Origin of the sequence: Huaxiibacter chinensis (assembly GCF_022171985.1) — a bacterium.
Lineage (GTDB): Bacteria > Pseudomonadota > Gammaproteobacteria > Enterobacterales > Enterobacteriaceae > Enterobacter > Enterobacter chinensis_A.
This window is the reverse complement of sequence record NZ_JAJVHF010000001.1, coordinates 233,159-258,972: the sequence shown is the minus strand read 5'-3', so window position 1 is coordinate 258,972 and position 25,814 is coordinate 233,159. Positions and strand designations below refer to the sequence as shown.

At 55.1% G+C, this 25,814-nt stretch carries 25 protein-coding genes; 14 read left to right on the top strand and 11 right to left on the bottom strand.

Annotation, left to right across the window (positions count from 1 at the left end; all coding sequences use genetic code 11):
* Positions 1–26: 26 nt before the first annotated feature.
* Positions 27–1,310 carry a YeaH/YhbH family protein gene (locus LZP96_RS01310; protein WP_064325750.1) on the bottom strand — a complete coding sequence of 428 codons (1,284 nt, stop codon included), beginning with the start codon at positions 1,308–1,310 and terminating at the stop codon, positions 27–29.
* A 111-nt stretch (positions 1,311–1,421) separates the two neighbouring features.
* Positions 1,422–3,356, bottom strand: coding sequence for a protein kinase YeaG (gene yeaG / locus LZP96_RS01305; RefSeq protein WP_064325751.1), 1,935 nt, complete (start codon positions 3,354–3,356; stop codon positions 1,422–1,424).
* Positions 3,357–3,793: 437 nt separating this feature from the next.
* On the opposite strand from yeaG, the gene LZP96_RS01300 reads away from it, so the two are divergent.
* Positions 3,794–4,540 carry a MipA/OmpV family protein gene (locus tag LZP96_RS01300; protein WP_064325752.1) on the top strand — a complete coding sequence of 249 codons (747 nt, stop codon included), beginning with the start codon at positions 3,794–3,796 and terminating at the stop codon, positions 4,538–4,540.
* Positions 4,541–4,628: 88 nt separating this feature from the next.
* Positions 4,629–5,483, top strand: a complete 855-nt coding sequence (locus LZP96_RS01295; RefSeq protein ID WP_064325753.1) for an aldo/keto reductase — start codon at positions 4,629–4,631, stop codon at positions 5,481–5,483.
* Positions 5,484–5,519: 36 nt separating this feature from the next.
* Here LZP96_RS01295 and LZP96_RS01290 read toward each other — a convergent pair whose 3' ends face one another.
* Together LZP96_RS01290 and gapA are read right to left on the bottom strand one after the other, a co-directional pair.
* Positions 5,520–6,401, bottom strand: coding sequence for a D-hexose-6-phosphate mutarotase (locus tag LZP96_RS01290; protein WP_258925656.1), 882 nt, complete (start codon positions 6,399–6,401; stop codon positions 5,520–5,522).
* A gap of 74 nt (positions 6,402–6,475) precedes the next feature.
* A complete protein-coding gene (gene gapA, locus LZP96_RS01285) occupies positions 6,476–7,471 on the bottom strand; it encodes a glyceraldehyde-3-phosphate dehydrogenase (protein WP_230351742.1) in 996 nt (331 codons plus the stop codon).
* Positions 7,472–7,811: 340 nt separating this feature from the next.
* On the opposite strand from gapA, the gene msrB reads away from it, so the two are divergent.
* Entirely contained in the window at positions 7,812–8,225 is a 414-nt protein-coding gene (gene msrB / locus LZP96_RS01280) for a peptide-methionine (R)-S-oxide reductase MsrB (RefSeq protein ID WP_064325756.1), read from the top strand.
* A 41-nt stretch (positions 8,226–8,266) separates the two neighbouring features.
* Positions 8,267–8,542: a YeaC family protein gene (locus LZP96_RS01275; protein ID WP_064325757.1), complete on the top strand. Its 276-nt coding sequence runs from the start codon at positions 8,267–8,269 to the stop codon at positions 8,540–8,542.
* A gap of 51 nt (positions 8,543–8,593) precedes the next feature.
* Here LZP96_RS01275 and yajD read toward each other — a convergent pair whose 3' ends face one another.
* The 4 genes from yajD to sppA are packed head-to-tail and all read right to left on the bottom strand — an operon-like array spanning position 8,594 to position 12,561.
* Positions 8,594–8,938, bottom strand: coding sequence for an HNH nuclease YajD (gene yajD, locus LZP96_RS01270; RefSeq protein WP_064325758.1), 345 nt, complete (start codon positions 8,936–8,938; stop codon positions 8,594–8,596).
* Between the two features lie 39 nt (positions 8,939–8,977).
* The gene (gene pncA, locus LZP96_RS01265; RefSeq protein ID WP_064325759.1) at positions 8,978–9,619 is read right to left on the bottom strand and encodes a bifunctional nicotinamidase/pyrazinamidase; all 642 of its coding nucleotides are present in this window, start codon (positions 9,617–9,619) and stop codon (positions 8,978–8,980) included.
* A 9-nt stretch (positions 9,620–9,628) separates the two neighbouring features.
* A complete protein-coding gene (gene ansA / locus LZP96_RS01260; protein WP_064325760.1) occupies positions 9,629–10,645 on the bottom strand; it encodes an asparaginase in 1,017 nt (338 codons plus the stop codon).
* A 59-nt stretch (positions 10,646–10,704) separates the two neighbouring features.
* Positions 10,705–12,561 carry a signal peptide peptidase SppA gene (gene sppA, locus LZP96_RS01255; RefSeq protein WP_064325761.1) on the bottom strand — a complete coding sequence of 619 codons (1,857 nt, stop codon included), beginning with the start codon at positions 12,559–12,561 and terminating at the stop codon, positions 10,705–10,707.
* 165 nt (positions 12,562–12,726) lie between these two features.
* Here sppA and LZP96_RS01250 point away from each other — a divergent pair, with 165 nt between their 5' ends.
* From LZP96_RS01250 to LZP96_RS01240, 3 genes are all read left to right on the top strand, one after another.
* Entirely contained in the window at positions 12,727–13,278 is a 552-nt protein-coding gene (locus tag LZP96_RS01250) for an NAD(P)H nitroreductase (protein WP_064325762.1), read from the top strand.
* Between the two features lie 114 nt (positions 13,279–13,392).
* On the top strand, positions 13,393–14,436 hold the full coding sequence (gene selD / locus LZP96_RS01245; protein WP_064325763.1) for a selenide, water dikinase SelD: 1,044 nt from the start codon (positions 13,393–13,395) through the stop codon (positions 14,434–14,436).
* A 4-nt stretch (positions 14,437–14,440) separates the two neighbouring features.
* Entirely contained in the window at positions 14,441–16,345 is a 1,905-nt protein-coding gene (locus tag LZP96_RS01240; RefSeq protein WP_064325764.1) for a DNA topoisomerase III, read from the top strand.
* Between the two features lie 30 nt (positions 16,346–16,375).
* Here LZP96_RS01240 and LZP96_RS01235 read toward each other — a convergent pair whose 3' ends face one another.
* Complete coding sequence (locus tag LZP96_RS01235) at positions 16,376–17,593, bottom strand: anaerobic sulfatase maturase (protein ID WP_064325765.1); 1,218 nt, start codon at positions 17,591–17,593, stop codon at positions 16,376–16,378.
* 159 nt (positions 17,594–17,752) lie between these two features.
* Between LZP96_RS01235 and LZP96_RS01230 the strand changes: the two genes are divergently transcribed.
* The 6 genes from LZP96_RS01230 to LZP96_RS01205 are packed head-to-tail and all read left to right on the top strand — an operon-like array spanning position 17,753 to position 23,512.
* Complete coding sequence (locus tag LZP96_RS01230) at positions 17,753–19,291, top strand: PTS transporter subunit EIIC (RefSeq protein ID WP_064325766.1); 1,539 nt, start codon at positions 17,753–17,755, stop codon at positions 19,289–19,291.
* 14 nt (positions 19,292–19,305) lie between these two features.
* Positions 19,306–21,063: a sulfatase gene (locus tag LZP96_RS01225; protein WP_064325767.1), complete on the top strand. Its 1,758-nt coding sequence runs from the start codon at positions 19,306–19,308 to the stop codon at positions 21,061–21,063.
* Positions 21,063–21,929: an aldose epimerase family protein gene (locus LZP96_RS01220; RefSeq protein WP_064325768.1), complete on the top strand. Its 867-nt coding sequence runs from the start codon at positions 21,063–21,065 to the stop codon at positions 21,927–21,929. The genes LZP96_RS01225 and LZP96_RS01220 overlap by 1 nt, the downstream gene beginning before the upstream one ends.
* Entirely contained in the window at positions 21,926–22,870 is a 945-nt protein-coding gene (locus LZP96_RS01215) for a MurR/RpiR family transcriptional regulator (RefSeq protein ID WP_232462963.1), read from the top strand. Before LZP96_RS01220 ends, LZP96_RS01215 begins: the two co-directional genes overlap by 4 nt.
* Positions 22,851–23,231, top strand: coding sequence for a YidH family protein (locus LZP96_RS01210; protein WP_064325770.1), 381 nt, complete (start codon positions 22,851–22,853; stop codon positions 23,229–23,231). Before LZP96_RS01215 ends, LZP96_RS01210 begins: the two co-directional genes overlap by 20 nt.
* Entirely contained in the window at positions 23,228–23,512 is a 285-nt protein-coding gene (locus tag LZP96_RS01205) for a DUF202 domain-containing protein (protein ID WP_064325771.1), read from the top strand. The genes LZP96_RS01210 and LZP96_RS01205 overlap by 4 nt, the downstream gene beginning before the upstream one ends.
* Before the next feature lie 19 nt (positions 23,513–23,531).
* Here LZP96_RS01205 and gdhA read toward each other — a convergent pair whose 3' ends face one another.
* Entirely contained in the window at positions 23,532–24,875 is a 1,344-nt protein-coding gene (gdhA, locus tag LZP96_RS01200) for an NADP-specific glutamate dehydrogenase (protein WP_064325772.1), read from the bottom strand.
* Positions 24,876–25,101: 226 nt separating this feature from the next.
* Between gdhA and LZP96_RS01195 the strand changes: the two genes are divergently transcribed.
* A complete protein-coding gene (locus tag LZP96_RS01195) occupies positions 25,102–25,374 on the top strand; it encodes a YnjH family protein (protein WP_064325773.1) in 273 nt (90 codons plus the stop codon).
* On the opposite strand, the gene LZP96_RS01190 is transcribed toward LZP96_RS01195, so the two are convergent.
* Positions 25,334–25,750 carry a pyrimidine (deoxy)nucleoside triphosphate diphosphatase gene (locus LZP96_RS01190; protein ID WP_269466929.1) on the bottom strand — a complete coding sequence of 139 codons (417 nt, stop codon included), beginning with the start codon at positions 25,748–25,750 and terminating at the stop codon, positions 25,334–25,336. The genes LZP96_RS01195 and LZP96_RS01190 overlap by 41 nt on opposite strands.
* Positions 25,751–25,814 lie beyond the last annotated feature (64 nt).

Here is a 25,814-nt window from a genome sequence, read left to right as displayed (position 1 = left end):
CCAGCTCTGGCGAGCTGGCTGTCAGGTCAGGCATTACTGTTGCTGGTCTGCTTGTGGAAAAGTTCGCGGAAGACGGGGTAAATATCGTCCTGATCGCGGATGTGTTGCATGGCAAAATTATCAAACATCGCCTGAAGATGTTCATACTCTCGCCACAGGGTCTGGTGGGCGCGGCGGGTGATCTCGATGTAACTGTAGTAACGCACCACGGGCAGGATCTTCTTCGCCAGAATGTCGTGACACAGCGGGGAGTCGTCTGCCCAGTTATCCCCGTCCGACGCCTGGGCGGCATAGATGTTCCACTGGGCCGGGTCGTAACGCTCTTTCACGACGTCGTCCATCAGCTTCAGGGCGCTGGAGACAATCGTGCCCCCGGTTTCCTGCGAGTAGAAGAATTCGTGCTCATCCACCTCTTTCGCCTGGGTGTGGTGACGAATATAGACGACTTCCACGTTCTTATAGGTTCTGCTCAGGAACAGATAGAGCAGGATATAAAAACGCTTCGCCATATCCTTGGTGGCCTGGTCCATGGAGCCTGATACGTCCATCAGGCAGAACATCACTGCCTGGCTCGACGGTTCAGGGCGTTTTTCGTAGTTCTTATAACGCAGGTCAAAGGTGTCGATAAACGGGACGCGCTCGATTTTCGCCCTTAGTTCGGCTATCTCTTTGCGCAGGCGTTCTTCTTCCAGCAGTTGCGCGGGTTCGGTGTTTTCAACAACTTTCAGGCTGGTTTCCAGCTCGCGCAATTCGCGCCGTTTACCCGCGGTCATCGCCGTGCGGCGCGCCAGGGAGTTTTGCAACGAACGCACCACGCTGATATTGGCGGGCACGCCGTTGGCGGTATAACCCGCACGATGCGTTTTGTACTCGTTCAGCTGACGCTGCTGATTCTTTTTCAGATTGGGCAGGGCCAAATCTTCAAAGAGCAGATCGAGATATTCGTCTTTCGAAATCTGAAAGACAAACTCATCCTGGCCTTCACCGTCCTGGCTTGCCTGACCCTGACCGCTGCCAGACCCTCCGCCTCCGCCTTGTGGGCGCTCGATTCTGTCGTTTTGCACAAAGTGATCGTTGCCGGGATGAACGCGATGGCGCAGGCCGCCGCGCCCCTGGTGAAACATCGGTTCGCTGATGTCATCGTTAGGGATGGAGACAGATTCGCCGCTGTCGACGTCGGTCACCGAGCGTTTGTTGATGGCCTCGGAGATCGACTGTTTAATTTGCGATTTATAACGACGCAAGAAGCGCTGGCGGTTCACCGTGCTCTTGTTTTTGCCGTTAAGACGCCGGTCAATAAACCAGGTCATATACCCCCCGTACTGCTTTTGCCAACTGTATTCTGCGCTGTAATGCCGGATGCGTTGCAGGTATCCGGCTTACGGTATGTTATTGCAGGCCCCGGTGACGGGGCCTTTTTGTTAAGACGATTTACGTACGCGCAGGTACCACTCGCACAGCAGGCGAACCTGTTTGCGGGTATAACCTTTCTCCATCATGCGGTCGACAAAATCGTCGTGCTTTTTCTGCTCGTCGGTTGAGGTTTTGGCGTTAAACGAAATGACCGGCAACAGCTCTTCGGTATTGGAGAACATTTTCTTCTCGATAACCGTGCGCAGTTTTTCGTAGCTGGTCCAGTTAGGATTGCGTCCGTTGTTATGCGCTCTGGCGCGTAGTACGAAGTTCACAATCTCGTTACGGAAGTCTTTCGGATTGCTGATCCCGGCAGGCTTCTCAATTTTTTCCAGTTCGGCGTTCAGGGATTCACGGTCAAACAGCTGGCCGGTATCCGGATCGCGATACTCCTGATCCTGAATCCAGAAGTCCGCATACGTGACGTAACGATCGAAAATGTTCTGCCCATATTCGGAGTAGGATTCCAGGTAGGCGGTCTGGATCTCTTTGCCAATAAACTCAGCGTATTTCGGGATCAGATAGCCTTTGAGGAACTCCAGGTAGCGTTCAGCCTGCTCCTGCGGGAACTGTTCCCGTTCGATTTGCTGTTCCAGGACGTAGAACAGATGCACCGGGTTGGCCGCGACTTCCGCGTGGTCGAAGTTAAAGACCCGCGAGAGGATTTTAAAGGCGAAACGGGTGGACAAACCGTTCATCCCTTCATCGACTCCGGCGTAATCCCGGTACTCCTGATAGGATTTCGCTTTCGGATCGGTATCCTTCAGGCTCTCGCCATCGTACACGCGCATTTTGGAGTAAATACTGGAGTTTTCAGGCTCTTTCAGGCGCGACAAAATGGAGAAGCGCGACAGCGTTTCCAGCGTGCCGGGGGCGCAAGGCGCGTGCACCAGCTCACTGTGGTTGAGCAGTTTTTCGTAAATCTTGATCTCTTCGGAGATCCGCAGGCAATAAGGCACTTTGACGATATAAACACGGTCAAGGAACGCCTCATTGTTTTTGTTATTACGGAAGGTTACCCATTCCGATTCGTTGGAGTGCGCCAGGATAATCCCGTTAAACGGCAGTGCCGAAATACCTTCTGTCCCGTTATAGTTCCCTTCCTGGGTGGCGGTCAGCAGGGGATGCAGCACTTTAATCGGTGCTTTGAACATCTCGACGAACTCCATAATCCCCTGGTTAGCACGGCACAGCGCGCCGGAATAACCGTACGCATCCGGGTCGTTTTGTGCGTGGTTTTCCAGCTTACGGATGTCCACTTTACCCACCAGCGCGGAAATATCCTGGTTGTTCTCGTCACCGGGTTCCGTTTTGGCGATGGCGATTTGTTCGAGGATAGAAGGCCACACCTTGACCACGCGGAATTTGGTGATATCCCCGCCAAACTCATGCAGTCGTTTAGCCGCCCACGGCGACATGATGGTCCCGAGATAGCGATGCGGGATACCAAATTCTTTATCCAGAATCTGGGCGTCTTCTTGCGGATTGAACAGGCACAGCGGGTGATCGTTTACCGGGCTGCGTTCGCCGTTCGCGCTCAGCACATAGATCGGCACGCGCTGCATCAAGGCTTTTAAGCGCTCTGCCAGGGATGATTTACCGCCGCCCACCGGGCCGAGTAAATAAAGGATTTGCTTCTTCTCTTCCAGACCCTGGGCAGCATGCTTCAGGTACGAAACAATCTGCTCGATGGCATCTTCCATGCCGTAAAACTCTTCAAAGGCCGGATATCGTGCAACCACACGATTCGAAAAGAGACGGGAAAGCCGTGGCTCCAGGGCAGTGTCGACCATATTAGGCTCACCGATGGCCATCAATAGCCGTTCTGCCGCATTGGCATAGGCACTGCGATCTTGCCGACAAATGGTAAGAAACTCCTGCAGTGTGAACTCTTCGTCCTTGGCAGCTTCATAGCGCTGGCGATAGTGATCGAATATATTCATGGCATGCCGTCCTTTCGTTTTTTAGCACAGGAAAAGAGCCGTTCATATGAATAGTGGAGGCTCCCGGAAGAGGGATCCCGCGCACCTTACTGTCAAAGCAGCAACCCGTGTGCCAGGTTGAGAACGAAGCACCGCAGGGCTGGGTGTTCAGGAATTCATCTTCTAAAATTAAGCGTAGATGGCATTTGCAAAACTTGCCTGTCTGCAAAATCTAATTTCAATGACATATCAATAACTCATCCTGAAAATGTCTCTTAAATAAAAAGAGAAAAATTCAGGTTTCATGCGTTGGTCACAATACTGAAAGCTGCCGTTCATCTGAAAAGTTAAAAATAATGGGTTAATCAGAGTGATTAGCAGGCAAAAAATTTTGGGTTGTCTGGAAAGGGCGGTTACACTTCATCCGCTGATTATTTGACTACAGGAAAGAATGGATTGTGACCAAACTCAAACTTCTGGCATTGGGCGTACTCGTCGCCACTTCAGTAAGCACCGTTTATGCAGAGGGCAAAGTCTCTCTTGGTGCAGGCGTTGGTGTGATCAATAGCCCATACAAACAGTATGACCGCGACATTTATCCGGTGCCCGTTGTCACCTATGAGGGAGATAACTTCTGGTTCCGTGGCTTAGGCGGCGGTTACTACCTGTGGAATGATGACACCGACAAGCTCTCCATCATGGCGTACTACGATCCTACCCACTTCAAACCGGGTGACAGTGATAATCGTGGTCTGCGCCAGCTGGATAAACGCAAAAGCAGCCTGATGGCTGGTTTGTCCTATGTTCATAACACGCAGTATGGTTTCCTGCGTACGGCGCTTGCCGGGGATACGCTGGATAACAGCAACGGTTATGTGTGGGATATCGCCTGGCTTTATCGCTATACCAACGGTGCGCTGACCCTGACGCCCGGCATCGGTGTGGATTATAAAAGCGAAAACTATAACGACTACTACTATGGCGTGTCGGGTCATGAATCACGACGCAGCGGCCTGAAGCGTTACGACGCGGATGACGGCTGGAACCCGTACCTGGAGCTGACGGCTAATTACAACTTTGCCAGCGACTGGAACGTCTACGCCACAGGGCGTTATACGCGTCTGAGCGATGAGATCAAAGACAGCCCAATGGTCGACAAATCCTGGAACGGTCTTTTCTCAACAGGCGTGACCTATACGTTCTGATTGGGCACATTAACAGTGCATTCTGTGCATATTAACGGGGCGCTTGCGCCCCGTTTGTTTTAGGGTGGTGCAGAGAACAGGAGGACAGATGAGCATAAAAACGGTGACCTTTGCGGACATGGCTCCACTCCCGGCAATCGGGCAAGGAACCTGGTACATGGGCGAGCAGGCCTCTCTCCGTCAGCAGGAGGTGGCTGCTCTGCGAAAGGGCATTGATCTTGGTTTAACCCTGATTGATACCGCTGAAATGTACGCGGACGGCGGCGCCGAAGAGATCGTGGGGCAGGCGATCAAAGGCCAGCGCGATCGGGTATTTCTGGTATCAAAAGTTTACCCGTGGAACGCCGACGTGAAAAAAGGGGTTGCGGCGTGTGACGCCAGCCTTCGTCGTCTGGGGACCGACTTTATCGATCTCTATCTTCTGCACTGGCGCGGCGACATTGCGCTCGACGCATCCGTCGAACTGATGGAAACGTTACAGCGGCAGGGCAAAATTGGCCGCTGGGGCGTATCGAATCTGGATTATGACGATATGCAGGCGCTCTGGAGCGTGGAGGGCGGTTCTGCCTGTTCGACAAACCAGGTGCTCTATCATCTGGCGTCGCGCGGCATTGAATATCAGCTACTGCCGTGGTGTCAGCAGCAGGCGATGCCGGTGATGGCGTACTGCCCGCTGGCGCAGGCGGGGCGCTTGCGAACGGGGTTAATGAACCATCCCGTTGTGAATCAGATTGCCCGGCAGCATAACGCCAGCGTGGCGCAGATCCTGCTTGCGTGGGTCATCAGCCATCAGGGCGTGATGGCGATCCCGAAAGCCGCAACGGCTGAACATGTGCAGCAAAATGCCGACGCACTGAGGATTGGACTCACTGAGGATGACTGTCTCCAGCTGGAAAAAGCCTTCCCGGCACCGGGGCGTAAAACGCCGCTTGAGATGGTCTGAATCGTTAACCCTCCCCGAAAGGAGAGGGTGACAGGCTTAGCGTTTAATACTGATGGTCTGAGCCAGTCGGGAAGGCTTTTCTTCGCGGGCCGTTTGCGGCGTGGTCACGCAGGCGGTTTCGACGCAAACAAAGGTTTTATACCCGTCATCCGGAACGTCTGCCATGCTGACAGAAAGCGCCGGGCCCGGGTTCCAGCCCACTACATTGCTGTGGTGATGATGCACGACGTCAATGGCGCGATTCAACGCGCTGTCGTGGATCACGCTGCAGGCTTCAGGGTGTAAATAGACGCGGTCGGTGCGATCCGGGAAGGTCTGAACGCCGTCGCTAAGCTGACCTTCTTTCGCGTTATCCACTTTATCGATAAAGGTATCACCCAGGCCGCTGACTTTCACTGCGCCAATGTCACCGACGTTGAAGTAGGTGTGCAGCGCTGAGGTGGTGTCAAATTCGCCGTGGGCTTCCAGTTCGATTTCACAGGTTTTCGCCAGTTTGAAACGGGCGTACAGGGTGAAATCATGTGGCCAAAGCGCACGGGTTTCTTCGTTGGCCTGCAGTTCGAACGTCAGGACAACGCCATTATCATCTTCGTTATGGGCTTTCAGCGTCCACTGTTGGTTACGGGCAAAACCGTGAGCCGGTAAGCCTTGCTGCGCTGCCGGGCCAAACCAGGGCCAGCAAATCGGCACGCCACCGCGGATTGCCGCGCCTTTCCTGAAGGAGGTCGCATTGCTCAACCATAACCCTTCTTCTTCGCCTTCTGGCTTCCAGGAGAGGAGGTGAGCGCCATTCAGCGCCACGGACGCTTTCACGCGGGGATGATCGACCACGATAACGTCAGCATCGTCAATCTTACGAAGTGAAAGCACAGGGGTAAGCTGTTCGACTACCGGAAGTGCAAAAATTTTATTAATCATTACGCAATCCTCTGTCTTTAAGGCAATAAAAAAGGCGACCATAGTCGCCTTTTTGGATCAGTGTCTCATCTCACTTATTTGGAGATGTGAGCGATCAGGTCCAGTACTTTGTTAGAGTAGCCGGTTTCGTTGTCGTACCAGGAAACCAATTTCACGAAGTTGTCGTTCAGTGCGATACCTGCTTTAGCATCGAACACGGAAGTGCATACTTCGCCGTTGAAATCGGTAGAAACAACGTCGTCTTCGGTGTAACCCAGAACGCCTTTCATTTCGCCTTCGGAAGCAGCTTTGATTGCTTTCTTAATTTCTTCATAAGAAGCAGCTTTTTCCAGACGAACGGTCAGGTCAACAACGGATACGTTAGGAGTTGGAACGCGGAACGCCATACCAGTCAGTTTGCCATTCAGTTCTGGCAGTACTTTACCTACTGCTTTAGCAGCACCGGTAGAGGATGGGATGATGTTCTGAGCCGCGCCACGGCCGCCACGCCAGTCTTTGTGAGACGGGCCGTCAACGGTTTTCTGCGTTGCGGTGGTTGCGTGAACAGTGGTCATCAGACCTTCGATGATACCGAAGTTGTCGTTGATCACTTTAGCCAGTGGAGCCAGGCAGTTGGTGGTGCAGGATGCGTTAGAAACGATGTCCTGGCCCGCGTATTTTTCGAAGTTAGCGCCTTTAACGAACATAGGCGTGTTGTCTTTAGAAGGACCGGTCAGAACAACTTTCTTCGCACCCGCAGTGATGTGTTTACGTGCAGTTTCGTCGGTCAGGAAGATACCGGTTGCTTCTGCAACAACGTCAACACCGATTTCGTTCCACTTCAGGTTAGCTGGATCTTTTTCAGCGGTAACGCGGATGGTTTTACCGTTAACAACCAGGTGGCCGTCTTTCACTTCAACGGTGCCGTTGAAACGACCGTGAGTTGAGTCGTACTTCAGCATGTACGCCATGTATTCAGCGTCCAACAGATCGTTGATACCAACGATTTCGATGTCAGAACGTTCCTGAGCAGCACGGAAAACAATACGGCCGATACGGCCAAAACCGTTGATACCTACTTTGATAGTCATATATTCCACCAGCTATTTGTTAGTGAATAAAAGGTTGCCTGTAAAATTACAAAAACCTTACGCAGCGTCAAGCGGAATCGTGTCAATCATTGCGACAAATCAATCCTGCGCATAAACCTTGTGCGACTGACCGCCTCACTTTCCCTCTGAGCTAGCAACCACATGGGGGCTGCGCGCCGAATTTTAAAGGGCCAGCAGGATAAAAATGTGAAACAGATCACAATTGCCCGACTGCTACACCGCAACGCATAAGTTTAGAACAAAAGTTCAGGCTTCACTGTTAATGTTTTGTTAGAATTCGCGTGGAAAGGTATCTGTTTCTACAGCGAGATGTGAGCATATGTCGAATCAACGAAACCCTGAAGACCTGAAAAAAGATCTGACTGAAATGCAGTTCTACGTGACGCAGAATCACGGCACGGAACCCCCATTTACCGGGCGTTTGCTGCACAATAAGCGCGAAGGCGTCTACCACTGCCTGGTCTGTGATGCGCCGCTGTTTCACTCCCAAACCAAGTACGATTCTGGCTGCGGCTGGCCCAGCTTTTATGAGCCGGTGAGCGAAGAGGCGATCCGCTATCTGAGCGATACCACGCACGGTATGCAGCGCACCGAAATACGCTGTGGTCAGTGTGATGCTCACCTGGGGCATGTTTTCCCCGATGGGCCACAGCCTACCGGCGAGCGTTTTTGCGTTAACTCGGCGTCAATGAGCTTCTCTGATGATGAAAATGGCGACCAGACCAAAGGTTGAAGAATCGATTCAGCAAATTATTCCTTTGAACGGGACGCAGTATGAATATTGATGAGATGATTAACAGCATGACGCCGGACGTTTATCAGCGTCTGGTCACCGCCGTTGAGCTGGGTAAATGGCCTGATGGCGTGGCGCTGACGGCGGAGCAAAAAGAGAACAGCTTACAGCTGGTGATGCTCTGGCAGGCGCGTCACAATACGGACGCACAGCACATGACTATCGACACTCAGGGTCAGATGGTGATGAAGAGTAAGCGTGAGCTAAAAGAAGAGTTTGGCATTACGCCTAAGCCTATCGCCACGTTTAAGTCCTGAGTCCGCCGGGCTTCTTCCTTGCTGACGTGCGTCAGCAAGGAAGGGATCGCATCATTTTTTATCGATCATCGCTTTCAGATTGGCGAACGGGTTGTATTTGGCTTCGCCAACGCTCTGTTGCGCGTCTTCGCCCGCCACCACGGTTGAACCATACTGATCCGCCTCGGTGTACTTCGAGTGCTCATGATCGTGGCAAAACAGGCATAACATCTCCCAGTTACTGCCATCTTCCGGATTATTAGAGTGATCGTGATCGATATGATGCACGGTCAGTTCACGCAGATTCGAGTAGACAAACTCGCGTGAACAGCGCCCGCAAACCCAGGGAAAAAGCTTGAGCGCCTTTTCGCGGTAGCCGACTTCCAGACGGGCGTAATTTTTAGGGATAAAAGCCATTAACGTGTTCTCTCCTGCCTGTTTAAACTGAGGGTGATGCTACGCCTGCGTCTCTTGCCAGTCGGCCAGCGTAAAGAGGGTGGCCCCCGCAACCGACATCTCCATAAATGCGTGCGTGCTGTCCTGAGCCTGGATATTGACGCCCCGGCAACCGTCGGTGATAACGTTAACGGTATACCCCAGCTGCAACGCATCCAGCACGGTAAACTTAACGCAATAGTCCGTGGCCAGGCCCATGACGATCAGTTCGTTAATTTCATGATGACGCAGCCAGTCATCCAGCGCCGTTTTTTGCCGGTGTCCGTTATCAAAAAACGCGCTGTAGCTGTCGATGCCGACATTTTCGCCTTTATGAAAAACCGCGTCGATCGCTTTTTGATCCAACAGCGGGTGCAGTTCTGCCCCCTCTGTGTTTTGCACACAGTGATCGGGCCAGAAGGTTTGCGCCAGCCCGTTGAGTTCACCCTGCGTGAAGGGCTCAACCTGATGCTGGCTGGCAAAGCTGCCGTGGTTTGCCGGGTGCCAGTCCTGGCTTGCGACCACCGCGTCGCCACGCGCCTTGCACCAGTCAATCAGCGCATTAGCAACATCAATAGTACTGTCACCTTCCGCAACGGCCAGCGCGCCACCGGCGCAAAAATCATTTTGTAGATCAACCAATAACAAAGCTCGTTGGCTCATAGCGACTCCTTATTCGTCGGGGGTCAGTTCGCCGCGCAGGTTTTGCATCATGGCGAGACGAATGGACTGTATATCCAGATCCTGACTCAGTAAGTAATGAAGTTTAGTCAGCGTCGCTTCCACCGTCATATCAAAACCACTGATGACGCCGGCGTGCGCCAGCGCATTGCCGGTGGCATATCCACCCATATTGACCTTGCCGGACATGCACTGCGTCAGGTTAACCACCACGATCCCGCGATCGCTGGCTTCCTGCAGCTCTTTGAGGAACGCGCCATTCTGCGGCGCGTTGCCCACGCCATAGGAGCGCAGAATCAGCGCTTTGACCGGCTGGCGCAGGAAGTTGCTCACCACGTCAGCGGAGATGCCAGGGTAGATTGTCACCACGCCAATGGGCTGCGGCGTAATAGGATGCACAATCAGCTCGCCCACCGTATGGGGTGCCGGTGGGGTCCCCAGACGACGAATGTGGATCCCGGCCTCCAGCAGCGGCTGCAGGTTTGGCGAAGCAAAGGCATTAAAGCCGTCGGCGTGTGCTTTGGTGGTGCGGTTGCCGCGAAACAGCGTGTTGTTGAAGAACAACGTCACTTCGTTAATCGGGTAATTGGCCGCGACATACAGCGAGTTCAGCAGATTGGTTTGCCCGTCCGACCGCAACTCCGCCAGCGGGATTTGCGAGCCGGTCACAATCACGGGTTTGCTCAGATTTTCCAGCATGAACGAGAGCGCCGAGGCGGTGAACGCCATGGTGTCGGTGCCGTGCAGGATCACGAAGCCATCATACTCGTCATAATGGGCTTTGATATCGTCGGCGATATGCTGCCAGTCTTCCGGCGTCATATCGGATGAATCCATCAGCGGGGTATATTCATGGATGGTGAAGTCTGGCATCTCCGGGCGATGAAACTCCGGCATGAGCGCAAGCTGGCGTTGCAGGTGGCCGGAAACCGGGATGTAGCCATTTTCTGAGCGTTGCATACCGATGGTACCGCCGGTATACGCCACATAAATTGATTTCTTCTGCATGGTTGTGTGTTCTTGTGCTTCAAAGAAAAATCCCCTCTTCGTGGAAGAGGGGACGGGGATTAACGAACGTTAGCGCAGGTCAGACAAAATGCGTAACGATTTTGTGGATCGTTGAAGGCCGCCAGTTTATCGCTTTCAGTCTTCACCACGTTTGCCGCCGAGGCAACCGGTGCAGGCAGCCAGGCCTGAAGGGCGTCTGGCAGCGCGGCGCTCACCGTACCGGACATGCTGTTCATTACCCGGTCAAAGAACGTCGGTTCATCCTGGTAATATTCCACATGCCACTGTTTCACTTTTGCCAGCTCTGCGGCTTTCGCTACGGCGTCATCGAAATCACCCAGGCTGTCAACCAGGCCGTTGCTCTTCGCATCCTGGCCTGTCCAGACATGGCCCTGGGCAATCTTATCGACCTGCTCAGGCGTCGACTTACGCGAGGCGGCAACCAGACCAATAAAGCGTTTGTAGCCATTTTCGATGCTCAGCTGCATCATCTGCGCCACTTCCGGCGGTAAGGATTTGGTGACGGCTACGTCTGCCAGCGGCGAGGTCGCCACGCCATCCGTATGCACGCCCAGATAATCCAGACTGTTTTCCACGGTGTTAATCACCCCGAAGATGCCGATAGAGCCTGTCAGCGTGCTGGGGTTGGCAACAATGTAGTTCGCTGGCGTCGAAATCCAGTAACCGCCTGAGGCTGCCATGCCGCCCATAGACACCACCACCGGTTTACCCGCCGCGCGTGCCGCCGCCAGTTCCGCGCGGATCACTTCAGACGCGCTTACGCTGCCGCCCGGGCTGTTAACGCGCAGGACAATGGCTTTCACCTTCGGATCGAGTCGGGCATCGCGAATTTGCGACGCGGTAGTATCCCCGCCGACGTTGCCCGGCGTTTCTTCACCGTCCATGATTGCGCCATTGGCGAAGACTACGGCGATGCTGCCGCCTTTCTCCTCCGGTTTTTTCGGCGTGTAATCATACAGGCTGATCGCACTGTAATTTTTCTCTTCTTTGCTCCAGCCGAACTGTTTAGTCAGCGCTTTTTCGATATCGGCGCTTGAACCCAGTGCATCAACCAGTTTGTTGTCCAGCGCATATTTCGCCGTATCGCCTTCCGTTTTTTGCAGACCTTGCAGCAGGGCCTGCGCGCCCGGGAAGACCTGCTCAGGGGTAATCTGACGGTTCGCTGCCACGGTGGTGAGATAATTGTTCCACAGCTCGCCAATCCAGCGGCTGTCCGCTTCACGCGCGGCGGGAGACATATCATCGCGGATGAACGGCTCAACGGCAGATTTATAGGTGCCCACGCGGAAAACATGCGTGGTCACTTTCAGCTTATCCAGCAGGGACTTGTAGTACAGGCCGTTGGTGGCGAACCCGTGCAGGTCGACCGTACCGTACGGGGACAGCCAGATTTTATTGGCAAAACTCGCCAGATAGTATTGCCCCTGGCTGTAGCTATCGCCGACGGCAATAACGGGCTTGCCGGTATCGCGGAATTCACGCAGCGCTTTGCCGATATACTGCATGGAGGGCTGATCGGCCCCGGCAAAGTTCTTCAGGTCGAGCACGATGCCGGTAATGTTCCGGTCATCCTTCGCCTGGCGGATGGCGTCGACGATATCAAACAGGGAGTTCTCCTGCAGGCGATCAGAGGTTGACCCGAACAGCTGACGGCCAATCACGCCCAGACGGTTGCTGCTGGACGGTTTGTCCACAATAACGCCCGTAATATCTAACAGCAGCGCGCCGCGCTCAGCATGCTGTGGCTGACTGGCGCTGTTGATGTGCATCCAGATACCTGCACAGACCAGGATCAGGGCGATGAAGAAAATGTTCATCACCAGCTGGCGGACAAAATTAAGCAGTCGCCACGTCCATTTAAAGAATCCGGCAAAAATTCGCCAAAGGGTTCGCATGTATTCTCCCTGTCCAGATATTTACGGTTCCGCCACGATGGGCGGCAATGTGCGGATATCGTAATGACCCAACCGCCACTTGTCAGCAGGAATCGCCCGCTACGCTGTAACAAAGTCTACTCTCGTGTTAATTTTGTAGATAATTTTGATGACAGGAGTTAACTAATGGATGCACTTGAACTGCTTGTTAACCGTCGTAGCGCGTCACGTCTGGCGGAACCTGCGCCTGCGGGCGAGCAGCTGGAAAACATTCTGCGCGCCGGTATGCGCGCACCGGATCATGGCACCCTGCAGCCGTGGCACTTCTTTGTTATAGAAGGTGAAGGACGCGAACGTTTCAGTTCTGTCCTGGAAAAAGGCGCCGTGGCGGCAGGCCAGGATGAAAAGGGAATTGAGAAAGCGCGTAGCGGTCCGTTCCGTGCGCCAATGATTATCGCCGTTGTCGCAAAATGTCAGCCGGAACATAAAGTCCCGGTCTGGGAACAGGAGATGTCCGCCGGTTGTGCCGTGATGGCGATGCAGATGGCGGCTCTGGCGCAAGGGTTTAACGGTATCTGGCGTACCGGCCCGCTGACGGACAGCCCAGCGGTACGTGAAGGGTTCGCCTGCGGCGAGCATGACAAGATTGTCGGTTTCCTCTATCTGGGTACGCCTCAGCTTAAAGCGTCCAGCACTATCACCGTGCCGGATACCTCTCCTTTCGTCACCCGTTTCTGATTTGACGCAAAACTGTCTGGATTCTGAGCATCTGCCCCAGAATTCAGACAGTCATACTTACCTCTTTAAGGAATGAGCGCTACCATAGCGCCAGAGTAATGACAGGAGATGTCCATGAGCGAGCAAACTATTCGTTTAACGCAGTACAGCCACGGAGCCGGTTGCGGTTGTAAAATTTCGCCGAAAGTGCTGGAAACCATCCTGCACAGTGAGCAGGCAAAGTTTGTCGACCCGAACCTGCTTGTTGGCAATGAAACGCGTGACGATGCAGCAGTTTATGATTTAGGGAATGGCACCAGCGTCATCAGCACCACCGATTTCTTTATGCCGATCGTTGATAATCCTTTTGATTTTGGTCGTATTGCAGCCACCAATGCCATTAGCGATATTTTTGCCATGGGCGGCAAACCGATCATGGCGATCGCTATTCTGGGCTGGCCAATCAATACCCTGGCACCGGAAATCGCCCGTGACGTGATCGAAGGCGGTCGCTTTGCCTGCCAGCAGGCGGGTATCGCACTGGCGGGCGGTCACTCGATTGACGCACCTGAACCGATCTTCGGCCTTGCGGTAACCGGCATCGTGCCGACCGAACGCGTCAAGCGCAACAGCACCGCGCAGGCCGGATGTCAGCTATACCTCACCAAGCCGCTGGGTATTGGCGTGTTAACCACGGCCGAGAAAAAATCGCTGCTCAAACCCGAGCATATTGGTCTGGCGACGGAAGTGATGTGCCAGATGAACCTTGCGGGCGCCGCCTTTGCCAATATCGACGGCGTGAAGGCGATGACCGACGTGACCGGTTTTGGGCTGCTGGGCCATCTCAGCGAAATGTGTCAGGGTGCAGGCGTTCAGGCACAGGTCCGGTTCCAGGACATTCCTAAGCTGCCGGGCGTTGAAGAGTACATCGCCCAGGGCGCCGTGCCTGGCGGAACCCAGCGTAACTTCGCCAGCTACGGTCATCTGATGGGTGAAATGCCTGCTGAATGGCGCGATCTGCTGTGCGATCCGCAAACCTCCGGCGGGCTGTTGCTGGCGGTCACGCCAGAAGCCGAAGCCGAGGTAAAAGCCACGGCGGCAGAGTTTGGCATCACGCTGACCGCAATCGGTGAGCTGGTGACCGCGCGCGGCGGACGTCCGATGATTGAGATTCGTTAATTTCATGCGGTTGTTCATTGCGGAAAAGCCAAGCCTGGCGCGTGCCATTGCCGATGTGCTGCCTAAGCCGCATCGCAAAGGCGACGGCTTTATTGAGTGCGGCAACGGACAGGTGGTGACCTGGTGTATTGGTCACCTGCTTGAGCAGGCGCAGCCGGATGTCTATGACAGCCGGTATGCGCGCTGGAACCTCAACGATCTGCCCATCGTACCTGAGAAATGGAAATTGCAGCCTCGCCCGTCGGTGACGAAACAGCTTAATGTCATTAAGCGTTTTCTTCATGATGCGTCTGAAGTGGTTCACGCGGGTGACCCGGACAGGGAAGGACAGCTGCTGGTCGATGAGGTACTCGATTATCTTGACCTCGCCCCTGAAAAACGCCAGCAGGTTCAACGCTGCCTGATAAACGATCTTAACCCGCAGGCGGTCGAACGCGCCATTTCGCGCCTGCGTGCGAACAGTGAGTTTATTCCGCTGTGTGTTTCTGCCCTGGCCCGCGCGCGCGCCGACTGGCTGTACGGCATCAATATGACTCGCGCCTATACCATCCTGGGCCGCAATGCCGGCTATCAGGGCGTGCTGTCCGTCGGGCGTGTGCAAACGCCCGTTCTGGGGATGGTGGTGCGTCGCGATGAAGAGATCGAAAACTTCGTGGCGAAAGATTTCTTTGAGGTGAAGGCGCACATCGTCACCCCGAAAGAGGAGCGTTTTGTCGCCGTCTGGCAGCCAAGCGAGGCGTGTGAACCTTATCAGGATGAAGAGGGGCGGTTATTACACCGTCCGCTGGCCGATCATGTGGTCAATCGCATCGCGGGCCAGCCCGCTATCGTCACCAGCTATAACGATAAACGGGAATCAGAACCGGCTCCGCTGCCGTTTTCGCTCTCCGCGTTGCAGATTGAAGCGGGCAAACGCTTTGGTATGAGCGCGCAAAACGTGCTCGATATTTGTCAGAAACTCTATGAAACGCACAAGCTGATTACCTATCCGCGTTCAGACAGCCGCTATCTTCCGGAAGAGCATTTTGCCGGGCGTCATGCGGTGCTGAATGCCATTGCGGTGCATACCCACGATTTGCTGCCGCAGCCGGTCGTAAACCCCGACACGCGTAACCGCTGCTGGGACGATAAAAAAGTCGATGCTCACCACGCCATCATCCCCACGGCACGCAGCAGCGCCGTTAATCTGACCGAGAATGAATCGAAGATTTACTCGCTGGTCGCCCGCCAGTATTTAATGCAGTTCTGCCCCGATGCGATGTTCCGCAAATGCGTTATCGAGCTGGAAATTGCTAAAGCGAAGTTTGTAGCCAAAGCCCGTTTCCTGGCGGAGGCAGGCTGGCGCACGCTGCTGGGCAATAAAGAGCGTGATGAAGAAAATGACGGTACGCCGCTGCCAGTGGTTGCCAAAGGCGATGAACTGTTGTGCGAAAAAGGGGAGGTCGTTGAGCGTCAGACTCAGCCGCCGCGCCATTTTACCGACGCCACGCTGCTCTCTGCCATGACCGGTATCGCCCGCTTTGTGCAGGATAAAGACCTGAAAAAAATCCTGCGCGCCACGGATGGATTAGGCACCGAAGCCACCCGCGCCGGGATCATTGAACTGCTGTTTAAGCGCGGATTTTTAATCAAGAAAGGGCGCTACATTCACTCCACGGATCCGGGCAGAGCGCTGGTGCACTCCCTTCCTGAAATGGCGACCCGCCCTGACATGACCGCGCACTGGGAATCGATCCTGACGAAAATCAGCGAGAAACAGTCCCGCTACCAGGACTTTATGCAGCCGCTGGTGGGGACATTATATGAGCTGATCAATCAGGCGCGCAGCACCCCGGTACGCCAGTTCAGAGGAATGGTGGCCCCGGGCGCGGCAAAAAAACCGTTCAGGAAGAAAAAGAGCGCGGCCTGAAACAGGCCCGATGGCGCGTCGCTTATCGGGCTAATCTTGCTCAGCGGCAATCATGGGCGCGACATCCATCACGCCGGCAGGTGGACGTCTTTGGGCAATTTGTTCCGCCATATATCGCATATACGGGTCCATGTGGCGGAAGATCGCTTTATATCCCGCGCATAAATGGTTATGCCAGCGTTCGCCGCTTTTATGAATACGGTGCTTCGGGCAGCCGCCGTGGCAGGCGAAACGCCACGGGCAGCGCATGCACTCCCCGGATACCTCCGTTTTAGCCATGCCAAATTTCCGCTGCTGTCGGCCATTGACCATTTTCGCCAGACTGTCCCGCTTCAGGTTGCCGAGCCGGTGTTCCGGATAGACATAGTGATCGCAGCTAAAGACATCGCCATTCTGTTCAACTACCAGCCCAAATCCGCAGGACGACTGCATGACGCACAGCGAGGGCTTTTCACCAAGCCAGGCCGCCAGCGCACTGTCGAACATCTGAACATATACCCGTCCCACGTCCTGCCTGACCCACAGGTCAAACACGCCATTGATAAACGCTCCCCACTGTTCGCCTGAAACAGACCACTCCGTTACTGTCCCCCCTGATAACGACTGGGGATACAAGAGTTCGCCATATTTCTCTTTCACCGGCCGCTGTTCGACGGCGGGAATAAACTGCACGTGCCCGGCCTTGAGTTCACGGGTGAGAAAATGATAAATCGCCTGTGGGTGCGCGGCCGTGACGTTATTCACCACGGCTAATACGTTTACCTCCACCCCCTTTTCCTGAAGCAGGCGCATGGCGTTGATCACCTTGTTAAACACCGACTGGTCGCTGCGGGTTTTTCGGTAGGTATCGTGTAACCACTGTGGCCCATCGACAGAGAGACCCACCAGAAAATGATGGGTCGCCAGAAACGTTGCCCACGCCTCGTCGATCAGGACACCATTGGTCTGAATACTGTTAGTGATACGTTTTCCGCGGGCATATTTTTGCTGTAACCGCAGCGCATTCTCATAAAAAGCAATCCCGGCCAGCGTCGGTTCCCCGCCTTGCCAGGTGAACTCGACCTCGTCACCGGGGTGAGCCTCAATGTATTGACGCACGTAGGCCTCCAGGGTCGGCTCGTCCATATGGCGCGTGGCTTTCCGTGGCTTCAGCGTGCCTTGCTCCTTTTCCAGATAAAAGCAGTAATCACAGGCGATATTGCACTGATAGCTGACCGGTTTGGCCATAAGATGAAACGGACGATTCATAGCAACTCCTCGGGTGATTGTCCCGCTGCGAATACGTGATATTGCTCACTTTTCTGTCAATGCGTTTTGACATGGCGGAGAAATGATCGAAATATATATTTCATATAAACACATATAAAATGAAATTAAAACTTCACTGCACCAATATCAGGGGTCTTTATGAGCAAACTGTTCGCCGGAGCACAAAACCTCGGAAAGTCGTTTATGTTGCCTATTGCTGTCCTGCCTGCCGCCGGGTTGCTGCTGGGCTTTGGCGGCGTATTCACTAACCCGGTAACCCTCGCGACCTATCCCATCCTGGATAACCACATTATCCAGACCCTTTTTACCGTGATGAAACTTTGCGGCAGTGTCGTCTTCGATAATCTGTCACTGCTCTTTGCCGTGGGGATTGCCGTTGGTATGGCGCGTAGCGATAAGGGAACGGCAGGACTGGCGGCCGTGCTGTGCTTTATCGTTATGAATAAAGCCATCAGCGCGCTGTTACTGATCACCGGTACGCTGGCGACGGACAACCTCGCCGGTGCGGGGCAGGCAAACGTCATGGGCATCACTACGCTACAGACCGGGGTGATGGGCGGGATCATGAGCGGGCTGCTGGCCTTTTGGGTACAAAAACGCTTCGGTAAAACGGAGCTACCCAGTTTGCTCGCCTTCTTCAGCGGCTCGCGTTGCGTACCCATTATCGGATCCTTCTTTGCCATATTTCTTGGTGCGGCACTGTTCTGGATCTGGCCGCCCATTCAGGCTGGTATCACCCATCTGGGCGGGCTGGTGGAGCAAACCGGTTACATTGGCACGCTCATTTACGGCATGATCCTGAAATGTCTGATTCCGCTTGGGCTTCATCATCTCTTTTATCTGCCTTTCTGGCTGACCAGCGTTGGCGGTGAGGCGATAGTGAACGGGCAACTGGTGCAGGGTACGCAAAAAATCTTTTTTGCCCAGCTTACCGATCCCTCTGTTACCCAGTACTACATTGGGGTGTCACGCTTTATGGCGGGACGTTTCGCCGACTTTATGTTTGGTTTACCAGGCGCCGCGCTGGCCATTTACCACTCCGCCCGACCAGAAAACCGTAAAAAAGTGGCGAGCCTGATGCTCTCAGCCGCGCTGACGGCGTTTGTTACCGGCATCACCGAGCCGCTGGAGTTTGCCTTCATGTTCTGCGCACCGCTGCTCTATGGCGTGCATATCGTCCTGACCGGCGTGGCTTTTATGCTGACGCATATGCTGGAAATTACCGTCGGGCAAACCTTCTCTGGCGGCCTGATCGACTTCCTGCTCTTCGGCGTGCTGCAGGGGAATGCGAAAACCAACTGGCTACTCATGCTGCCGCTTGGCGCGGTCATGTTCTGCCTCTACTACTTCTCTTTCCGCTTCCTGATCGGCTGGCGTCAACTCAATACGCCGGGACGTGAAGCGGAGCGCGATGAACCTGTCCAACCCGTGCAGGTGGGTAATGAAAGGGCGGCAGGGATCGTGGAGGCCCTGGGCGGGCGCGACAATATTATCGATGTCGACTGCTGCGCGACCCGGCTGCGGGTCACCGTAAAAAATCCGCAGAGCGTCAACATTGAGGGCTTCTCCCTGCTCGGCAGTCGCGGTGCCTTTGTGCGTGGCGAGGGCGTGCAGGTGGTCTATGGGCCGCACGTCACCCTCATCAAAAACGAAGTAGAAGAATTTATCGGCTCATAACGAAGAGATGTCTTATGAAAGCAGTCATGCTGATGTTTGATACGCTAACCCGCAACCACCTTGCGCCGTATGGCGGTGATGCTATCACGCCCAACTTTACCCGCCTGGCCAAAGAGTCGGCGCAATTTGATCGCTTTTACGTTGGCAGTATGCCGTGCATGCCTGCACGTCGGGAGCTGCATACGGGGCGATATAACTTTCTCCACCGCAGCTGGGGACCGATGGAGCCTTTTGACTTCTCAACCTTTCAGGCGCTTAGTCAGGCTGGCGTCCATACGCATCTGGTGACCGATCATAAACACTACTGGCGGGATGGCGGCGCGACCTATCATACGCGGTATTCCACCTTCGAGTTTATCCGCGGGCAGGAGGGCGATTGCTGGAAAGGGCGGGTTGAGAAACCTGCCATTCAGTGGAAAGGGGCAGAAGATACCGAGACGTTACGCCGCCGAAGCGGCAGGATGACGCAGGATCTGATTAATCGCGCCGCCATGCCCACGCAGGAGGAGCACTACACCCATCGGACCCTTCAGGAGGGCATGGCGTTCCTCGATGCCAACCACCAGCAGGATAACTGGTTTTTGCAAATTGAATGTTTTGATCCCCATGAGCCTTTTTTTGTGCCTGACAAATATCTGGCACAGTACGGGTGTCGTGCAGAGGAGTTTGACGGCTGGGTGCCGTATTACTGCGGTGCGCCAGGCGGAAGCGAAGATGAAAAGGTCAGGAAGTTTTATCAGGCGCTGATCACCATGTGCGACGATTATCTGGGTCAGGTCATGGATAAGCTTAAAGCCCTCAACCTGTGGGATGACACGCTATTTATCGTCTGCACCGACCACGGTTTTTTGTTGGGCGAGCATCAGTGGTGGGGCAAAAATATCATGCCTGTCTATAACGAGATCGCCAACACGCCTTTTTTCATTCGCGATCCGCGCAGTGGCGTGAAGGGCGTCAGACGTCAGGCGCTCGCGCAGACGATAGATATCCCCGCCACGCTGCTCGACTATTTTGACCTGCCTCGCCCCCCAACCATGACCGGCAGGCCACTCACCCAGGCCATCGTCGATGATTCACCGGTGCGCGACTATGCCTTGTTCGGCTATTTCGGTGGGCACATTAATATCACTGACGGCGATTATGTTTACATGCGTTGTCCCCGGGAAGAGGGGAAAACGCATCTCTATGAATACACCCTGATGCCCACGCGTATCGACAGTATGTTTAATGTGAAAGATCTGACCGACATTCGCATACACCCTGGTTTCACCTTTACGCAAGGCGCACAGGTGATGCAGATCCCGGCCTCCTTCGGCTACCTCAATCCCTGGCGCTTTGGCGATAAACTCTTCGATCTGCGGGCCGACCCGGGACAACTCACCCCGCGACAGGAACCCTCGCGAACGCGCCACTATGCCCAGGCGATGCGCGACATGATGAACGCGCACGACGCGCCGCCAGAGCTGTATACGCGATTTGAACTCGATACGCTGAGCGATTCGCGCGAACAGGCCTTTGCCGAGCGCTGGGCGCGTCTGACCCTGGCAGAGGGCGATGCGCTGCGCTGCGAACATTTTGGTGTGGAGGAGGCGCTGCGCTTTGTCCTTCGGGCCGCAGAGGGGCAGGGCTGTCGTCAGCAGATGCGCGAGCGCCTGGAGGCGTGTGCGGTCGTGACCGAGCAGGATATTTATGTGCTCATTAATACCTGTCTGACCGGCGATTGCCACAAGGCGACCCTCTACCAGGCGCGATTGCTGCTGAGGACCGCGTAATGACGTCGTGGACACTGGAAAACAGCCGTTTCAGCGCGGAAATTGCCCAGGCAGGCGGCGAGCTAACCCGCCTGTGGGATAAGCGCCGGGGCGTGAATGCGCTGTGGACGGCCACGCCGAAGGTCTGGAATAGCGCGGCTCCTCAGCTTTTTCCGGTAGTGGGGCGCTTGATCCATCAGGGCCTCTGGATCGGTGACCGTTTCTGTGCGCTTCCCGCGCACGGCTTCTTACGCCACCAGCCCTTTTTGTGTCTGGAACATACCCACGACACGCTGCGGCTGGAAGCCAGCGCAACCCCGCAGACCCAGGCGGTATGGCCTTATCGCTGGCGCGTTCGGATCTCTTTTAAGCTCGACGAGGAGGGGCTTTCCGTCAGCCAGTGCGTCGTTAACGAGGATGACACGACGTTTGCGTATTCGCTCGGCTGGCACCCCGGCCTGGCGCTGCCTGTTTCCAGCCGTGCTGGCTGGTGTGTCGACTTTGGCCCAGGCCCGGCTGGCGGACCGTTCTATACCCGCGACCGCACCCTGACGGTGCCGGACAACCAACCGTTGCTGCACCGCTTTGCGCTCACTGAAACTACTTTTCAGGGCGGTGCAGTCTATTTCGGCGTCTGTGAAGGCCAGCAGATCGCGGTGCGGGGCCCGGACGGAACGCTGGTCGTAAAGGTTGAAACGTTCAATTACCCCTGGCTGGCGCTCTGGGGGATCCCGGGTGAGGATTTGCTCTGTATCGAACCGCTCGCGGGAACCACCGACGCGCCGGATTTTGACGGACAGGCGGCAGGAAAGCGCGGCATGCAGCGCCTGCTCGCGGGGCAGCAGGAAACGTTTCGCACCCGGTTGCGTTTTGCGGTGGACGCATGAACGCGGGATTGCCAGAATACCCGGATACTTTGTTGCCGAGAGAGCAGAACGTCACTATGAGCGTAAACCGGGAAAATGTCCGCGTGTATATCAGCAATATCCTGAGCGGGTTAAGCGATACGGATCGCCATATTGCGGAGTTTATTCTTCAACAGCCCGCGCAAGTGGCGCAAATGCCGGTCAGCAAGCTGGCAGAGGCGGTACAGATCAGCGAAGCCACCATTGTGCGATTCTGCAAAAAAATTGGCTATGGCGGATTACTTAATCTGAAGACGGCCCTTAAGCGTGAACTGCTGGAAGAGAGCGAGCAGACGTTACCCGCCTCGCCGGATATTTTCCTGGATGATTCACGTAACGACGTGGCGCAAAAAATTGCCCTGACGGTAGAAACCACCATCAACGAAACCATCGGGCTGCTGGATATGAAAGTGGTGAATCCGGTGGTGAACCGTTTTCTGTCGGCAAACCGCATTCTGTTTGTCGGGTTTGGCGCCTCCGGCCTGTCGGCAATGGAAGCCAGGGATAAAATGAACCGTCAGGGGATAGATTCTGAAGCCTACACGGATCGTTTCACGATGACCCTGAAGCTGGCCAATCTTAAACCTCAGGATCTGGTGGTGGCGTTTTCCCACTCTGGCGAAACACCGGAAGTGGTAAATGCGTTCCGGCTTGCCAGAAAAGCAGGTGCCCACTGTCTGGCGATCACACACAGTCCACAGTCGCCGCTGACCGAACTTGCTGATACCTGGTTGTTAACCAGCGGCAGCGCAGGGCCTCACCAGGGGGACTCCATTGCGACGCGCGTTTCCCAACTGTTTATTATTGAGTTCCTTTGTACCGAAATCACCCGGCATAACTTGCGCGACAGCGTCTCTACCGGGCTGTCGATCAAGGAATTGCTGATAAAAGAAAGGATTAAACGTGAGTCTTCAGGATCATAATACGCCCCGAGGGAAATGGTGGCTGAGGGGAAAAACGCCGGATTACCGTTTCACGCTGGCGAATGAACGCACCTTTCTGGCATGGATCCGCACGGCGCTGGCGCTGATGGCAGGTGCGGTGGGTATCGAACAGTTTTCGCCACAACTCGCCTCGGCTGAACTCAGGTTCACACTGGCCGGGCTGTTGCTGTGTGCCGCCTGCTGGATGGGCATCACCGCCTGGCGACGCTGGCGCAGAAATGAGTATGCCATGCGTCTGGACAGCGATCTCCCCTACACGCGGGGGCTGCTGTTTCTGGGATTACTGGTGGTGATCCTGGCAGTGCTGCTGGGGCTATTACTCTGGCAGGCACGGACATGACGCCGCGCGATCCGGGCCTGCAGCCGGAGCGCACCTTGCTTTCATGGCGCCGTACCGGATGGTCGATGATGATCCCGGGGCTGTTATGCCTGCGCATCTGGTTTCACAATAGCGAGCCGCTGCATGGAATCAGCGCGCTGCTGCTGATTCTGACGGGTGCGGCAATGCTGGTGGGGGTGGCGAGAGGGCGTATCAGCCTGATTGCGGGTCTGGTCACCGGCATCGCGCTGTTGCTGCTGATTGCGCTTTCCGGCGTGGCGGGCAACCTGGCCGGGCAATAAGTCTGCCCGGCCATCTTGATCAGATTACACCCTGGCCGATCATTGCGTCGGCGACCTTCACGAACCCGGCGATATTTGCTCCGCGCACGTAATTGGTTTGCGCTTCTTCGCCACCGTACTCGACGCACGCATGGTGAATATCGAGCATGATGTGGTGCAGTCGGGCATCCACTTTCTCTGCCTTCCAGCCCATTCGCGCCGCGTTTTGTGCCATCTCCAGCCCTGAGGTGGCCACGCCACCGGCATTTGCGGCTTTCCCTGGCGCAAACAGGACGCCCGCCTCCAGGAACAGATCGGTCGCTTCAATGGTGGTCGGCATGTTGGCCCCTTCGGCCACGGCTTTAACACCATTGGCGATCAGCTGCTGCGCGGCATCGGCATCCAGCTCGTTTTGCGTGGCGCACGGCAGCGCGATATCAACCGGCACCGACCAGGGCTGTTTGCCTTCCAGATAAGTCAGGCCAAATTCACGCGCATAGTCGGCGACGCGACCGTCGCGGCTGGCTTTGATTTCGCACAACCGCGCCAGTTTTTCGGTCGTGAAGCCTGCTTCATCCACCACGGTGCCGCTGGAGTCGGATGCGGTGATCACGCGGGCGCCAAACTGCATCGCTTTCTCAATCGCATATTGCGCCACGTTGCCCGACCCTGACACCGCCACGCGCATGCCTTCGAAACCAAGACCGTGGCGTTTAAGCATCGCTTCGGTGAAATAGACCAGCCCATAGCCGGTCGCTTCCGGTCGAATCAGGCTGCCGCCAAATGACAACCCTTTGCCGGTGAAGACGCAGGCGCTGTTATTAGAGAGCTTTTTCATCATCCCGGCCATAAAGCCCACTTCGCGCCCGCCCACGCCGATATCGCCGGCCGGCACGTCGGTATCCGGCCCCAGATGACGATACAGTTCAGTCATCAGCGCCTGACAGAACCGCATCACTTCGCCTTCGCTTTTGCCTTTTGGATCAAAGTCGCTGCCGCCTTTGCCGCCACCCATAGGCAGCGTGGTCAGGGCATTTTTAAACGTCTGCTCAAAGCCGAGGAATTTCAGGATCGATAAATTGACCGACGGGTGGAAACGCATACCGCCCTTAAAAGGGCCGATGGCAGAGTTAAACTGCACGCGCCAGGCCCGGTTAACCTGAACCTGATTGCGATCGTCGACCCAGACCACGCGGAACTGAATGACACGCTCGGGTTCTACAAGACGCTCCAGTAAAGACATCTGACGATAGCGGGGGTTTTCTTCGAGAAACGGCCACAGGGTAGTCATTACCTCGCGTACGGCCTGCGCAAACTCACTCTGATGCGGGTCGCGTTGTTGAACATGGGTTAAAAACGAGTCCAGAGAGCGTGTCTGATCCATAGATATAAGAACCTCTTATAATAAATTTTGTATGTTGTGTAGGCGTTTTAGGTTGTTTTTCGACTATAACACCCGTACCGCTTTGCGAGGCAAGCAGAAATTGGCGCTGAAAGGGAAATTCATTATCGGATGCCTGTCATCACAAAAAACGATGATGCAGAAATTAAAGGTTCGGCCCGGGATTACCGTTATAGTCATTAACAGGACAAAAAAGGAAGAGATGTCAATGAACCGTTACCTCGTCACCGCACTGTTTGCTTTACTCTGCACGGGGGCTCAGGCCGACCGCCTGCGCCCGGATGTCGACGTGAATATTCCGCCGGAGGTCTTTAGCTCAGGCGGCCAGCGCGCGCAGCCGTGCAATCAGTGCTGCATTTATCAGGATCAGAATTATTCGGAAGGGGCGGTGGTCAAAGCGGACGGCATTTTGTTGCAGTGTCAGCGCGATGAACGCACCATCAGCACGAATCCGCTGGTCTGGCGGCGCGTAAAAGGATAAACGCGTCCAGCAGGGGGATATCCGCCGGGGCCAGGTCATAGGTGAAAGCCGCCTCAGGCGTACACCATACCAGCTGGCTATGATGCAGAGCGGTGGGCGTACCGGTGTACTCAGGCACATGCCAGGCATGCAGGTGGATCATCCGCTGCGACACCTCTCGCTGATGGCTGGCAACATAGCGGGCAGGGCGGGCCTCAATGCCCAGCTCTTCGCGCAGTTCGCGTATGAGCGCCTCGGGTTGCGTTTCCCCTGACTCCACTTTTCCCCCGGCAAATTCCCACATTCCGGGCTGATCCGCGTGGTCCGGGCGCTGAGCCAGTAAAATTTTGCCATCTTGTTCAATAATGGCGGCAACAACATCGAGCGTTTTCAGCATGGTTATCAATATCTGATCGGTAAAAACGACATATTATCGTGCGCTTGCAAAGAGTCCAGCTATC